Source organism: Pseudomonas machongensis (assembly GCF_034961125.1).
Classification (GTDB): domain Bacteria; phylum Pseudomonadota; class Gammaproteobacteria; order Pseudomonadales; family Pseudomonadaceae; genus Aquipseudomonas; species Aquipseudomonas machongensis.
Genome location: NZ_JAYFUI010000192.1, coordinates 50,422 through 63,466, shown reverse-complemented (window position 1 = coordinate 63,466; position 13,045 = coordinate 50,422). Strand labels below are relative to the sequence as shown.

At 65.0% G+C, this 13,045-nt stretch carries 13 protein-coding genes, 1 tRNA gene and 1 pseudogene; 7 read left to right on the top strand and 8 right to left on the bottom strand.

Going from position 1 to position 13,045, the window contains the following annotated elements; all coding sequences use genetic code 11:
* Window positions 1-131 precede the first annotated feature (131 nt).
* From queE to VA602_RS24845, 6 genes are all read left to right on the top strand, one after another.
* On the top strand, window positions 132-779 hold the full coding sequence (queE, locus tag VA602_RS24870) for a 7-carboxy-7-deazaguanine synthase QueE (RefSeq protein ID WP_323454622.1): 648 nt from the start codon (window positions 132-134) through the stop codon (window positions 777-779).
* Between the two features lie 16 nt (window positions 780-795).
* Window positions 796-1,470 carry a 7-cyano-7-deazaguanine synthase QueC gene (queC, locus tag VA602_RS24865; protein WP_054890991.1) on the top strand — a complete coding sequence of 225 codons (675 nt, stop codon included), beginning with the start codon at window positions 796-798 and terminating at the stop codon, window positions 1,468-1,470.
* A gap of 60 nt (window positions 1,471-1,530) precedes the next feature.
* A tRNA-Lys gene (locus VA602_RS24860) sits at window positions 1,531-1,606 on the top strand.
* Between the two features lie 212 nt (window positions 1,607-1,818).
* Window positions 1,819-3,030, top strand: coding sequence for an N-acetylmuramoyl-L-alanine amidase (locus VA602_RS24855; protein WP_323454621.1), 1,212 nt, complete (start codon window positions 1,819-1,821; stop codon window positions 3,028-3,030).
* Between the two features lie 110 nt (window positions 3,031-3,140).
* Entirely contained in the window at window positions 3,141-4,025 is an 885-nt protein-coding gene (locus tag VA602_RS24850; protein WP_323454620.1) for a glycosyltransferase family 2 protein, read from the top strand.
* Between the two features lie 76 nt (window positions 4,026-4,101).
* A complete protein-coding gene (locus tag VA602_RS24845; RefSeq protein ID WP_323454632.1) occupies window positions 4,102-4,671 on the top strand; it encodes a CatB-related O-acetyltransferase in 570 nt (189 codons plus the stop codon).
* 4 nt (window positions 4,672-4,675) lie between these two features.
* Here VA602_RS24845 and VA602_RS24840 read toward each other — a convergent pair whose 3' ends face one another.
* Genes VA602_RS24840 through VA602_RS24810 form a run of 7 tightly spaced genes read right to left on the bottom strand, consistent with a single transcriptional unit; the run spans window position 4,676 to window position 11,235 of the window.
* Window positions 4,676-5,731, bottom strand: coding sequence for an ABC transporter substrate-binding protein (locus VA602_RS24840; RefSeq protein ID WP_323454619.1), 1,056 nt, complete (start codon window positions 5,729-5,731; stop codon window positions 4,676-4,678).
* 16 nt (window positions 5,732-5,747) lie between these two features.
* Window positions 5,748-6,884: an NAD(P)/FAD-dependent oxidoreductase gene (locus tag VA602_RS24835; protein ID WP_323454618.1), complete on the bottom strand. Its 1,137-nt coding sequence runs from the start codon at window positions 6,882-6,884 to the stop codon at window positions 5,748-5,750.
* Window positions 6,881-8,236, bottom strand: coding sequence for an FAD/NAD(P)-dependent oxidoreductase (locus VA602_RS24830; protein WP_323454617.1), 1,356 nt, complete (start codon window positions 8,234-8,236; stop codon window positions 6,881-6,883). Before VA602_RS24830 ends, VA602_RS24835 begins: the two co-directional genes overlap by 4 nt.
* Window positions 8,233-8,523, bottom strand: coding sequence for a (2Fe-2S)-binding protein (locus tag VA602_RS24825; protein ID WP_323454616.1), 291 nt, complete (start codon window positions 8,521-8,523; stop codon window positions 8,233-8,235). Before VA602_RS24825 ends, VA602_RS24830 begins: the two co-directional genes overlap by 4 nt.
* 1 nt (window position 8,524) lies before the next feature.
* On the bottom strand, window positions 8,525-9,319 hold the full coding sequence (locus VA602_RS24820) for an ABC transporter permease (RefSeq protein WP_054890980.1): 795 nt from the start codon (window positions 9,317-9,319) through the stop codon (window positions 8,525-8,527).
* A gap of 3 nt (window positions 9,320-9,322) precedes the next feature.
* The gene (locus VA602_RS24815; RefSeq protein ID WP_323454615.1) at window positions 9,323-10,213 is read right to left on the bottom strand and encodes an ABC transporter permease; all 891 of its coding nucleotides are present in this window, start codon (window positions 10,211-10,213) and stop codon (window positions 9,323-9,325) included.
* Window positions 10,210-11,235, bottom strand: coding sequence for an ABC transporter ATP-binding protein (locus VA602_RS24810; RefSeq protein ID WP_323454614.1), 1,026 nt, complete (start codon window positions 11,233-11,235; stop codon window positions 10,210-10,212). Before VA602_RS24810 ends, VA602_RS24815 begins: the two co-directional genes overlap by 4 nt.
* 237 nt (window positions 11,236-11,472) lie before the next feature.
* On the opposite strand from VA602_RS24810, the gene VA602_RS24805 reads away from it, so the two are divergent.
* On the top strand, window positions 11,473-12,297 hold the full coding sequence (locus tag VA602_RS24805) for an IclR family transcriptional regulator (RefSeq protein WP_063545865.1): 825 nt from the start codon (window positions 11,473-11,475) through the stop codon (window positions 12,295-12,297).
* An 18-nt stretch (window positions 12,298-12,315) separates the two neighbouring features.
* On the opposite strand, the pseudogene VA602_RS26910 reads toward VA602_RS24805, so the two are convergent.
* Window positions 12,316-12,828, bottom strand: a pseudogene (locus VA602_RS26910) (methyl-accepting chemotaxis protein); the annotation flags it as partial.
* Window positions 12,829-13,045: the final 217 nt, after the last annotated feature.

The following is a 13,045-nucleotide window of genomic DNA, read 5'->3' as shown; positions in this document are numbered from 1 at the left end:
GGCGCGGGTTTTTTCGTTAGAATCTCTGCCCTTTTTTCGTAAACACGCTGTTGCGGATAACGCTATGTCGAGTCTGCAGCAGTGCCTGACGGAGGCGGTCAGCCTGTATAGCTGTCACGCCCGTGGCGACCATGCAAGACACATTACGTATCACCGAAGTCTTTTACTCGTTGCAGGGTGAAACGCGAACGGCTGGCTTGCCCACCGTGTTCGTGCGTTTGACCGGCTGCCCGCTGCGCTGCCAGTACTGCGACAGTGCCTACGCATTCAGTGGCGGCACACTGCGTACCCTCGACGACATTCTCGAGCAGGTCGCGGGTTTTCGTCCGCGCTATGTCTGCGTCACTGGGGGCGAACCGTTGGCCCAGCCCAACGCATTGCCTTTGCTTGAGCGCCTGTGCGATGCGGGCTATGAGGTTTCGCTGGAGACCAGCGGCGCGCTCGACATCTCGCGGGTAGACACGCGCGTCAGTCGCGTGGTCGACCTCAAGACCCCAGGTTCGGAAGAGGTTCAACGTAACCGCTACGAGAACATCGAACACCTGACGAGCAATGATCAGGTCAAGTTCGTCATCTGCTCCCGTGAGGACTATGACTGGGCAGTGTCCAAGCTGATCCAGTACAACCTCGAAGAGCGGGCGGGTGAAGTCCTGTTCTCGCCCAGCCACCATCAGGTGGGCGCCAGCGACTTGGCCGACTGGATCGTCGCCGACAACCTGCCCGTGCGTTTCCAACTGCAACTGCACAAGTTGCTGTGGAACGACGAACCGGGCCGCTGATCAAGAGAGTGATGACATGACTGAAAAACGTGCGGTAATCCTGCTGTCTGGCGGCCTGGACTCGGCCACTGTGGTCGCCATGGCCAAGGCCGAGGGCTACAGTTGCTACACCATGAGCTTCGATTACGGCCAGCGCCACCGCGCCGAGCTCAACGCCGCTGCGAGGGTGGCTCGCGATCTGGGCGTGGTCGAGCACAAGGTCATTGGCTTGAACCTCGATGGTATTGGCGGTTCGGCCCTCACTGACAGCAGCATCGATGTGCCTGAAGCACCTACCGAGGGTATTCCGGTCACTTATGTACCGGCGCGCAACACCGTATTCCTGTCGTTGGCGCTGGGTTGGGCGGAAGTGCTGCAAGCTCGTGACATCTTCATTGGCGTCAACGCTGTTGATTATTCGGGTTACCCCGATTGTCGCCCGGAGTTCGTCGAGGCCTTCGAGCGCATGGCCAACCTGGCTACCAAGGCGGGTGTGGAAGGGCAGGGGTTCCGCATCCAGGCGCCACTGCAGAACCTGAGCAAGGCGCAAATCGTCGAGGCCGGTATTGCCCGTGGGGTGGACTACAGTCTGACGGTTTCCTGCTATCAGGCAGATGATGATGGCCGCGCCTGTGGCAAGTGCGACAGCTGCCGCCTGCGGGCAGAAGGCTTCAAGGCCGCAGGTGTGGCCGATCCGACACGCTATTTTTGAGAAATTTTCGATGGAGTGTTGATTTCCTCTGAGAAATCAGTAATATACGCGCCATCCAACGGGTCGTTAGCTCAGTTGGTAGAGCAGTTGGCTTTTAACCAATTGGTCGTAGGTTCGAATCCTACACGACCCACCATATTCACAGCGGTTCGCATGTATTGAACTACTGTACGAAAAGCCCGCCTTATGGCGGGCTTTTCGTTTGCGTCTCCGTGGTTCATGCCGGGTTCAACCAGCGTGTGCAGATCGCGGGCGCGTGACAACAAGCAAGCCTTGCAAATGACTTTAAAGTGTTATGTTATAACTTTTATTGTAATCAGCTTTTTGTCGACACGAGTGCCCACCGCCATGGACAGACGCACCTTCCTGCAGCTGCTGTTTGCCGGCTGTACCTTGCCTGTCACCCGCCTGGTGCTGGCCAATACCGCCGAGCAGGTTCGCGGCGCAGTATTGCGCCAGGCAGCAGAGGGCACGACCCTGCTGCTGGACCTCAGTGGCCCGATACCCGCCCGCACTTTCACCCTCGAAGCACCGCCGCGGCTGGTTCTGGACCTGCAAGGCGCGGGGCTGGCGACTTCGCTTGATGGACTGGCCCTCAAGGGCACGCCAATCAAGGCAATTCGCAGTGCAGCGACTGCAGACGGCGGCTTGCGCATTGTGCTGGACCTGCGCTCACCGGGGATTTCCGGCGAGCTGCAGACGCTCGCCCGCGGTCGGCAGCTGGCCCTGCGTCTTGGCGGATTGCCAGTTGCGGCCGCAGTGCCGACGGGCAAGGCTGTCGGGAATAGGGCACCGCCGCAGGGGCGTGACCTGCTGATCGTCATCGACGCCGGTCACGGCGGCAAGGATCCAGGTGCTGTCGGCAGTGGCGGCGAGCAGGAAAAGCTCGTCGCACTGGCCATCGCCCGCCTGCTGGCGCGGCGCATCGATGCGCAGAAGGGCTTCAAGGCGCGCCTGGTGCGCAATCAGGATGTGTTCATCCCGCTACGCAAACGTGCCGAAATGGCCCAGCGGCTGAACGCCGACCTGTTCATTTCCGTGCATGCCGACGCGGCGCCGAGGCGCACCGCATCCGGTGCCTCGGTGTTCGCCCTGTCCGAGCATGGCGCCACTTCGGCCGTGGCGCGCTGGATGGCACAACGCGAGAACGATGCTGATTTCGTCGGGGTATCCAGCGTGTTGAAAAAGCCACCCAAGGATCCTGTGGTGGCAGGCGTGCTGCTGGACATGTCGATGAACGCGACCATCTCCACCAGCCTGGACCTGGGGCATTCGGTGCTGGGCCAGCTCGAAGGCGTGGCTGGTCTGCACCAGGCCCGGGTGGAGCAGGCCGGTTTCGCGGTGCTCAAGTCGCCCAGCGTGCCTTCGATCCTGGTGGAAACTGGCTTCATGTCCAATGCCCGGGATTGCCAGCGGCTGCAGGATCCACGGCATCAGCGCAAGGTCGCCGAGGCGATTTTCGCCGGGCTCGACAAGCACTTCCGCCGGCGTGCCCCCGATGGCAGCTACCTGGCCGCGCTCGCCGCGTACCGCTTGGCCGAGCCTGGCGCCCAAGGCTGAAGCGGGCCGCTTCGAGAACGCAGCGGGCTTGCGTATACTGTGCGCCTTCACGGTCCAGGGCTGAGCCTTGCGACCTGCTCACGCATCGCGCACAGAGGCTTGCCAGTACGATGACGCAAGGATGTACTTCCACCACGGAGGCTTCGGCGCCGTTGATCTCGGTCGTCGCCCCCTGCTACAACGCCGAAAAGTACCTGGAGGCGGCCCTGGCGAGCATCTTTGCCCAGGACTACCCGAACTTCGAAGTCATCATCGTCGACGACGGCTCCAGCGACCGAAGCGTGGAGATGCTGCGCGCGTTGCAGTCGACCTACGATTTCACCCTGCTGACCCAGGCCAACCAAGGGGTCAGCGGCGCGCTCAATACCGGTCTGCAGCATGCCCGCGGGGTCTATGTCTCGACCCCCGATCTCGACGACATCATGCTGCCGAACTCCCTGAGTGTCCGCGCCGCCTATCTGGACGCCCACCCGAAGGTCGGTTGTGTCGGTGCGTTGATCGTCTACATGGACACCGAAGGCCGCGACACAAAGGTGCAGCAACGCACCGAAATCAAGACCTTCGATTTTGCCGAGATCCTGCGTGACGCCGTCGTCGTCGGTGCGCCAGGCTCGCTGTACCGGATGGAGGCGATGCGCGCGGCTGATTTCTACGATCCGGCCATCAAGGTCCAGGATTTCCAGATGACCTTGCGCATTGCCGCCCAGGGTTACGAGATCCACGAACTGCCGGTGTGCGTCACCCGCTACCGCCGCCACCCCAACAACCTGTCGCGCAAGTTCAAGGTGCTGCTGGAGGCCGATCTCAAGGCCATCGCGCCCTACCAGCAGTATCCGGGTTATGCCCGTGGGCGCTCGGTGCTGTTGCACAAGGCGCTCAAATACGCCGTGGTTGCCGACAAGGCCTATGCCTGGGATCTGCTGCGCAGCATTCCCCTGCGCCACTACAACAAGACCACCCTCAAGCGCATCAAGCGCCTGATGTTCCACCGTTGATGCCGATCGAGGAGCGCCTGCCGTGAAATTTTTCAGGAACCTGGCCGAGCGCCGTGAACGCAAGCGTCTGCGGGCGATGGACAAGCTTGAGCGTGCGGCGGAGAAGATCCGCCTGCGCTATCCGCGTAGCACGGTCGGCGTGGGCAGTTATGGTATCCCCGAGGTCACCGATTTTGGTGATGATGCCGTCCTGCGCATCGGTAATTACACCTCCATCGCCGCAGGTGTTCAGGTGCTGTTGGGAGGCGAGCATCGAACCGACTGGCTGACCACCTATCCCTTTCCGGCAATGATCGACGGCCTGGAAGATATCAAGGATTACGCCCCCAGCGAGGGCGACGTGGTGATCGGCAGCGACTGCTGGATTTGCACCAACGCGGTAATCCTTTCCGGAGTCACCATCGGTCATGGCGCCATCGTTGCCGCCGGGGCGATGGTCACCCGCGATGTACCGCCGTTTGCCGTGGTCGGCGGCAACCCGTGCAAGTTCATCCGCTGGCGCTTCGACGAGCCGGTGCGCGAAGCCTTGCTGGAGGCGGCCTGGTGGGACTGGCCGGTGGAAGAGGTCAAGCAGGTGGCGCGCATGCTCAGCAGCGCTGACCTGGACGCCTTCCTCGGCTACGCCAGAGCCCGTCAGGGCCGCTGAGGCCCTATCGCTCGATTGACCGACTCCAGCGCGCGTTCCACTGCGGGCGCTGCTGGTTGACCTCATCCCAGTTCACCACCACGGCGCTCTGCTGGTACTGCTGCATCGCCTCGACCTGGCCGCGCGTGCGTTCGGTGGTCGGGGTCGTGGGGTTGGACGGAATCTGGTCGCCTTCCTCCAGCGCCGGGGCCTGGGCCGCAGGCGTCAGCAGGTAGGCGGCGAGCTTCTGTGCCAGTTCCGGCTGGTCGTTGTTGGCCACCACGCATTCGGCGAAGTTCAGCACCACCGCCCCTTCCTTGGGTTGGGCGTAGGCCACCGGGATGCCCTTGGCCTGCAGGGTGGTGACTTGGGTGGGCGTCAGCGGGAACAGCGCGGCTTCGTCGGTCTGCACCATCTCGGAGATCTTCGCGGAGCTGGCGATGTACTCCAGCACGTTTGGCCCGACCTGCTTGGGCCAGGCCTTGAAACCCGGTTCGACGTTGCTTTCATCTCCGCCCTGCAAACGGTTGTACATCAGGAAGCCATGCAGGCCGAAGGTCGAGGAGGCCAGCGACTGGAACACCAGCTTGTCCTTGAAGCGCGGGTCTTGCAGGTCGCTCCACGAGGTTGGCGCGGCCCAGCCGTTCTTCTCGAACAGCCGAGTGTTGTAGGCCAGCCCCGTGACCCCGAGGCTGACAGCTACGGCTTCTTCCTTGATACGTGCCTTCTGCGGAATCTGCGCCAAGGCCTCGCTGGGCTGCAGCTTGCTGCACAGCCCCATCGAGATGGCCCGGTACATGATGCCGTCGTCGAGCATCACCACGTGCATCTGCGGCTTCTTGCTGTTGGCCTGGACCTTGGCCAAATGGTCGGCCGAAGTGCCGGGCACGATCACCACCTTGACGTTGTTCGCCCGCTCGAAGGCCGGCAGCACCTTGTCGGCGTAGGTACGCTCCATGGTGCCGCCGTTCATGCCCAGGTACAGGGTCGGGGTGGCGGCCTGCAGCGTGGGGCTGGCGGCGAGCAGGGCCAGTGACAGGCAGGACAAGCCGGTGCCGAGAATACGTTTGACGTGCTTCATGAAAGCGACCTTCCTCTTAGTGGTTGGAGGCCAGGTCGTGACGGACCTGGAAACGACGGATGGAAAATGCCTCGATCGGCTGGCGGCTGGCGCCGTCGCAGACCAGTTCGGCCAGTGCCTCGCCGACTGCCGGACCGATCTGGAAGCCCGCACCGGCGAAGCCGAAGCCATGCAGCAGCCCCGCTTGGGTGGTGCTGGCGCCGATCACCGGCTCGTGGTCGGGCAGGTAGCCTTCGGTGCCGCTCCAGGTGCGGATCGCCTGGGCACCGGCCAGAAACGGGTAGAGTTCGACGGCGTTGCGCAGGATCGCCAGCACCGCTGATTGCCCTGGGCGGGCGCGGTAGGCGTCCAGGGCGAAGCCACGCCCGCCGCCGAGCACGCAATTGCCGCGGGCGACCTGGCGGGCATAGATGCCGCCGCCTTCGACACCGGTGCTGGCATTCATCACCCAGGGCAAGGGTTCGGTAACCAGCATCGCCGGGTGACCAGACTCCATCGGCACCGGCTCGCCGAACTGCGCAGCCAGGTCGGCGGCCCAGGCACCGGCACAATTGAGCAGCCACGGCGCGCGCAGGCGCAGGCCGCTCTGGGTGTGCAGGATGAAGCGCTGGCCATCGTGCTCGACACGACTGTCGCCGGCCTGCTCGATGACCCGTGCGCCGCTCTGGCGGGCGGCGCGGGCGAATGCGGGGGAGACCAGGCGCGGGTTGGCGTGGCCATCGTCGGCGCAGTACGAGGCGCCGACGGCGATCTCGCCGACCCAGGGGTAACGGGCACGCAAGGTGCTGCGGTCGAGCAGTTGCAGGTCCAGGCCGTGGTCGCGGCTGGCCGCTTCATAGGCTTGCAGCGCAACGAAGTCGGCTTCGCTGCGCGCCAGTTTCAGGTGCCCGGAGCGCAGGTACTCGCCATCGATGCCGATCAGCGCAGGCAGTTCGCCCCAGATCTGGTGCGCCCGCTGCGACAATGGCAATTGTGCCAGGCTGCGCCCCTGGCGGCGCACGCCGCCGTAGTTGACACCGCTGGACTGGGCGCCGCAGAAGCCACGTTCCAGCAAGGTCAGCGAACGGCCACGCCGGGCCAGGGCAAGCGCCGCCGAGGCGCCGACGATACCGGCTCCCATGACGATCACCTCCGAGTCGATCCACGGGCTCATGCGTCACGCTCCATGCCGAAGGGCAGGGGTTTGATCGGTGCCTGGGCGCGCAGGCGGCCGACCTCGTGCAGGGCCTTGCCGCTGCAACTGGCGATGATTTCCGCAGCTGCCGCGCCGCACATGCGGCCTTGGCAGCGGCCCATGCCGACCCGACAGTGAGCCTTGACCCGGTTGATCTCCCAATGGCCTTCGCCGACCACGGCGCGCAGCTCGCCGACGCTGATCTCTTCGCAGCGGCACACCACCAGATCATCCGCTGCCTGTTCGGCCCAGCGCTCGGGGAAGGGAAAGGCGGCTTCCAGCCCTTCACGGAAACGGCCAATGCGTGTCAGGCGTTTTTCCAGGGTGCGGCAGCGCTGGAGATCGACGCTTTGGCCGAGGTCCTGCAGCAGCGCCAGGGCGGCGCGTTCGCCGGCCATTTCGGCGGCGTCGGCGCCCATGATCCCGGCGCCGTCGCCGGCCAGGTAGACATCATGCTGGCTGCTGCGCCCGGCCTCGTCGCGGCGCGGCAACCAGGCGCGGTTGAGCGTATTCCAGTCGAATGCACAGCCGAGCAGGTCAGCCAGCTGCGTTTCGCTGCGCAGCGCGTGGGCAAAGGCCAGCGCATCGCATTCGGTGTCATGAAGCTGGTCGCCCTTGCGCCATATTGCTCGTTGCACCTGTTGCCCGCCTTCGATGCGTTCCAGCGTCGCGCCTTGGTGCACCGGCACGCCATGGGCGCTGAGCCAGGCGCGGTAGTACAGGCCCTTGCCCAGGGTTGCCGGTTGCTCCAGCAGTTCAGGCAGGGCGCGGCACTGGGCGCTGAAGGGCGCGCTGTCGAGGACACCGAGTACCTTGGCGCCGGCCTTGGCGTACTGGTAGGCCACCAGGTAAAGCAATGGCCCGCTGCCGCAAAACAGCACGCGCTCGCCAATGGCGCAGCCCTGATGCTTGAGCGCGATCTGCGCAGCTCCCAGGGTGTAGACCCCAGGCAGCGTCCAGCCCGGCACTGGCAGGACCCGGTCGGTGGCGCCAGTGGCGATGATCAGGCGCTGGTAGGGCAGGTGCGCGGCATGGCCGTCGCGCAGGGTGTCCAGGGCGCCGTGTTCGGCGTTCCACACCAGGGTGGCGGGGCGATAGTCGATGTGCCCGGCGAGCTGGTCGAGGGTCTGGTGCAGCGCGCTGGCCTTGCGAGCCTCGAAGCCGTAGAGCTGGCGCGCCGGTCGCGTGAAGTTGGCCGGTTGGCGGCGATAGATCTGCCCGCCGCCCTGGCTGGCTTCGTCGATCAGAACCGGACGCACACCGTGCTCCACCAGCGTCTGCGCGGCGCGGATCCCGGCGGGGCCGGCTCCGACGATCACCACGGCGCTCATGGCCGGCGCCCCGGTTCGCGCAGCACATGCTGGCCGGCTTCCAGCGCAGTAGCGCAGGCACGGACGCGGCGGCCATCACCCAACCGCACCCAGCAATCCTGGCAGGCACCCATCAGGCAGAACCCGGCGCGCGGCTCGGCGCTGAAGTCGCTGCCGCGCAGGTGTGCACCGCTGGTCAACACGGCGGTCAGCAGGGTGTCGCCGAGCAAGCCACTGGCCGGCTCGCCGTCGAGGGTGAATTCCAGCACCGGGCGCTGGCGCTCGGCGAGGCGTTTGAACAAGGCCATGTCAGTGTTTCCCTACCAGGACCCGATCCAGGCCATAGACCCGGTCGAGCAGAATCATGGTCACCGCCGTCAGGGCGATCACCAGGGCCGACACCGCAGCCATCATCGGATCGATGGACTCGGTGGCGTAGACGTACATCTTCACCGGCAGGGTCTGGGTGGCCGGCGAGGTGACGAAGATCGACAGGGTCACCTCATCGAAGCTGTTGATGAACGCCAGCAGCCAGCCTCCGGCGATACCGGGCAGGATCATCGGCAGGGTGATCTTGCGAAACAGCGTGAAGCGGCTCGCACCCAGCGACTCGGCGGCCTGCTCGGCGCTGCGGTCGACGCCGATGGCGGCGGCGATCACCAGGCGCAGCACGTACGGGGTGATCACCACGGTGTGCGCCAGCACCAGCCAGGTGAAGCTGCCGTTGACCCCGAGCAGGGCGAACAGGCGCAGCAGCGCCACCCCCAGCACCAGGTGCGGAATGATGATCGGCGACAGGAACAGCACGTTGAGAAAGTCGCGCCCCGGGAACTGCAGGCGCGTGATTGCAAGCCCTGCCGGCACCGCGATCAGCGTCGCCAGGCTGGCGGCAAGAAACGCCAGTTGCAGGCTGTTGTTGAAGGCTTCGAGGAAGTCGGCGCGCTCGAACACCGCTTCGAACCAGCGCAGCGAGAACCCCGCCGTGGGCAGGCTCAAGGTGTTTTCCGGGGTGAATGCCACCAGGCACACCACCACCAGCGGTGCGAGCATGAAGACCACCACCAGGCTGTGGAAGGTCAGGGCCAGAGGACCGTTCTTGGACATGAGTTACCCCAGCGATTTCTTGTAGCGGCGTTCGATCATGCGGTTCCACGACAGCATGATCAGCAGGTTGACCAGCAGCAGGGCGATGGCGATGGCCGCGCCCATGGGCCAGTTCAGGTCGGCCAGGTACTGGTCGTAGACCAGCGTGGCGACCATCTTCAGTCGCCGCCCGCCGAGCAGGCCGGGGATGGCGAAGGAGCTGGCGGCCAGGCCGAAGACGATCAGCGTGCCGGACAGCACCCCTGGCATCACCTGCGGCAGCACCACCAGGCGCATGACTTTGGCCTGGCTGGCGCCAAGTGACAGCGCGGCCTGTTCGGCGGCCGGGTCGAGCTTCTGCAGGCTGGTCCAGACCGGGATGATCATGAACGGCAGCATCACGTGGACCAGCGCGACGATCACCGCGAACGGGGTGTACAACAACTTCATCGGCGCGCCACCCAGGGCCTGGATGGCGTGGTTGACCAGCCCATCGGCGCCCAGCAACAGGCTCCAGCCGAAGGCGCGCACCACCACCGAAATCAGCAGCGGGGTGAGGATCACCACCAGGAAGATCGAGCGCCACGGGCTGCCCATGCGGCTGAGGATGTAGGCCTCGGGTACACCGATCACCACGCACAGCAGGGTCACCAGGGCGCTGATCCAGAAGGTGCGCCAGAAGATTTCGAGGAAATAGCTGTCGCCGAGCAGCGCCAGGTAGTGCTCGAAGGTCCAGTGGTCGGCACGGATGCCGACTTCGTAGTCGAACACATTGAACGACAGCACCAGGGTCAGCAGCAGCGGCACGATCAGCAGTGCGGCGAACAGTGCCAGCGCTGGTGCCGACAGCAGGTAGCCGCGCAGGTCACGGTGTTGCCTGGCGCAGGTGGCGGGGGCAGGCACGGCGCTGGTCATGCGCTCACCTCGTCGGCAGCGAGCACCCGCAGCAGCTCGGGCTGCCAGTCCAGGCCAACATCGACACCTTCGCCCAGCGGGGCGCTGCCATCGTTGCGACGCACCACGGTCAGCTCGCCCAGCGGTGTGCCGATGCGGTACAGCCATTGGCTGCCAAGGAAGTAGCGGGTCAGGATGCGGCCTTGCAGGCGACCGACGCCGTTGTCGAGCAGGTCGATCTTTTCCGGGCGCAGGCTCAGGGTCAGGCTGGCGTCGCGGCAGTGGTGCACCTGCGGCAGGCCTGCGCCGTCCAGCTCGCCGGGCAACAGGTTGGCCTTGCCGACGAAGTCGGAGATGAAGCGGGTGCGCGGGTGTTCGTAGAGGCGATATGGCTCGTCGACCTGGGTGACACGTCCGGCCTGCATCACCACCACGCGGTCGCTGATCGACAGGGCTTCGGCCTGGTCGTGGGTGACCATCAGCGTGGTGATGCCGACTTCGCTCTGGATCCTGCGGATCTCGAACTGCATCTCCTCGCGCAGGTTGGCGTCGAGGTTCGACAGTGGCTCGTCGAGCAGCAGCACCGGTGGCTCGATCACCAGCGCCCGGGCCAGGGCCACGCGCTGGCGCTGGCCACCGGACAGTTCGCGTGGGTAGCGTTCGGCGTGCCGGTCCAGGCGCACCAGTGTCAGTACCTCGGTCACCTTGCGGCGAATCTCGGCTTCAGGCTGCTTGCGCATGCGCAGGCCGAAGGCGACGTTGTCGGCCACGGTCATGTGCGGGAACAGGGCGTAACTCTGGAACACCACGCCCAGGCCACGACTGCTGGGCTTGGTGTGGGTGATGTCGCGTCCGTCGAGCAGGATGCGGCCGCTGCTGACGTCGACGAAGCCGGCGATCATCTGCAGGGTGGTGGTCTTGCCGCAGCCTGAAGGCCCGAGCAAGGAAACGAACTCGCCTTGTTCGATGGCGAGGTTGGTGGCGACCACGGCGTCGATCGCGCCGTAGCGTTTGCAAAGATTGTCCAGCTGCAGAAAGGCCATGACTGCGTTCCACCTGTCTTTTGTCGCGTGTCGGGCACGCTTGTTGTTGGGGCAGATGCAAGGAGGCAAATCGAGGACCGATGAATACTCACGAGGCCACCGGTGTGTTGTTCGATTTGTCCCGGTGGACGCAGAGTAGGCGCAAGCCTAGGATGGCCTCAATGGCGAATTTCACTGAGTCGAGCACTATTTTCAGTTTTATTCGTTCAGTGAAATTCAGATAAGGAGAAGAACAAATTGAATTCCGATAAACGAAATCAGGAAGAGCCAGGCGTCAGTGTGGTCTCGCGTTTGTTCGCGGTGTTGAGGGTGTTGGGCGAGGCGCCGGTGGAGGGCATGCGGGTGATCGAGCTGGCCGAGCAGGTAGGCCTGTCTCAGCCGACCGTGCACCGTCTGGTGCGCAGCCTGGTGGATGAAGGCATGGTCGAGCAGGAGGCACGCAGCAAGCGTTATCGTCTGAGCCTGGCGTTCTTTGCCCTGGCGGCGCGGGCAGGCAACAGCGGTAATCTGCGCGATCTGGTGCGACCCAGCTTGCTGCGCCTGTCGGCTTCGCTGGGTGACTCGCTGTTTCTGCTGGCGCGCAGCGGCTTCGATGCAGTGTGCCTGGATCGCAGCGAAGGGCCGTATCCGATCCGTACCTTCACCGGCGATATCGGTGGGCGTGTGGCGCTGGGCGTGGGGCAGGGGAGCCTGGCGATCCTGGCGTTCCTGCCGGAGGAGGAGCGCGAGGCGGTGATTCGCAACAACCTGCCGCGGCTACGGGATTTCCACCTGTACGACGAGGTGTTCCTGCGCGCGGAGGTGGAGAACGTGCGGCGCCAGGGGTATGCCGCGCGCAACACCGGCGTGTTGCCAGGCATGGCCGGGCTGGCGGTGCCGATCCTCGATGGCAATGGCCATGCCGTGGCGGCGTTGAGTGTGGCGACCATCAGCGACCGGCTGGGGCCGGAGCGCCTGCCGATGGTGGTCGAGTTGCTCAAGCGCGAAACGGCGGCGATCGGGCCGAGGATCAATCCGTTCGACCCGACCTTGCGGCATCCTTCGCGAGTGTTTGGGGAGTGAACACCGCAGTAGCGCTGATCAGGTCCTGAACTGCTCCATCAGCGCCTGCTGTTGATTGGCCAGCCGGTTGAGCGCCTGGCTGATCCGCGCCGACTCTTCGGCCTGCCCTGACAACGACTCGGTCACATCGCGAATGCCCGCCACGTTGCGGTTCACCTCTTCGGCCACCGCGCTCTGTTCCTCGGCCGCCGAGGCGATCTGCAGGTTCATGTCGCTGATCACCGCCACCGCCTCGCCGATCCGTTGCAGCGCTGGCAGCGCCTGGTCCATGCGCTGGGCATTGTCCTGGGCCTGGCGTTGGCCGGCCTGCATGGCATCGACCACGTCGCGCGTGCCTTGCTGCAAGCCTTCGATCACCACGCGGATCTCCTCCACCGATACCTGGGTGCGCTGGGCCAGGTTGCGCACTTCGTCGGCGACCACGGCAAACCCGCGCCCGGCTTCGCCCGCACGTGCAGCCTCGATGGCGGCATTGAGCGCCAGCAGGTTGGTCTGCTCGGCAATCGCACGGATCACCTCCAGTACAGAGCCGATCTGCTCACTGCGTCCGGCCAGTGAACGGGCTTCGTCCATGGCCGCATCCATGCCCGCGGCCAGGTTGGCGATGGTCTGGCGGGTGCTGGCGATCAGTTGCAGGCCCTCCTGGCTGGCCTGGTCGGCGCCGCGCGCGGCTTCGGCGGCCTGCGAGGCGTTGTGGGCGACATCCTGTGCCGTGGCGCTCATCTCGTTGGCGGCGGTGGCCACCTGC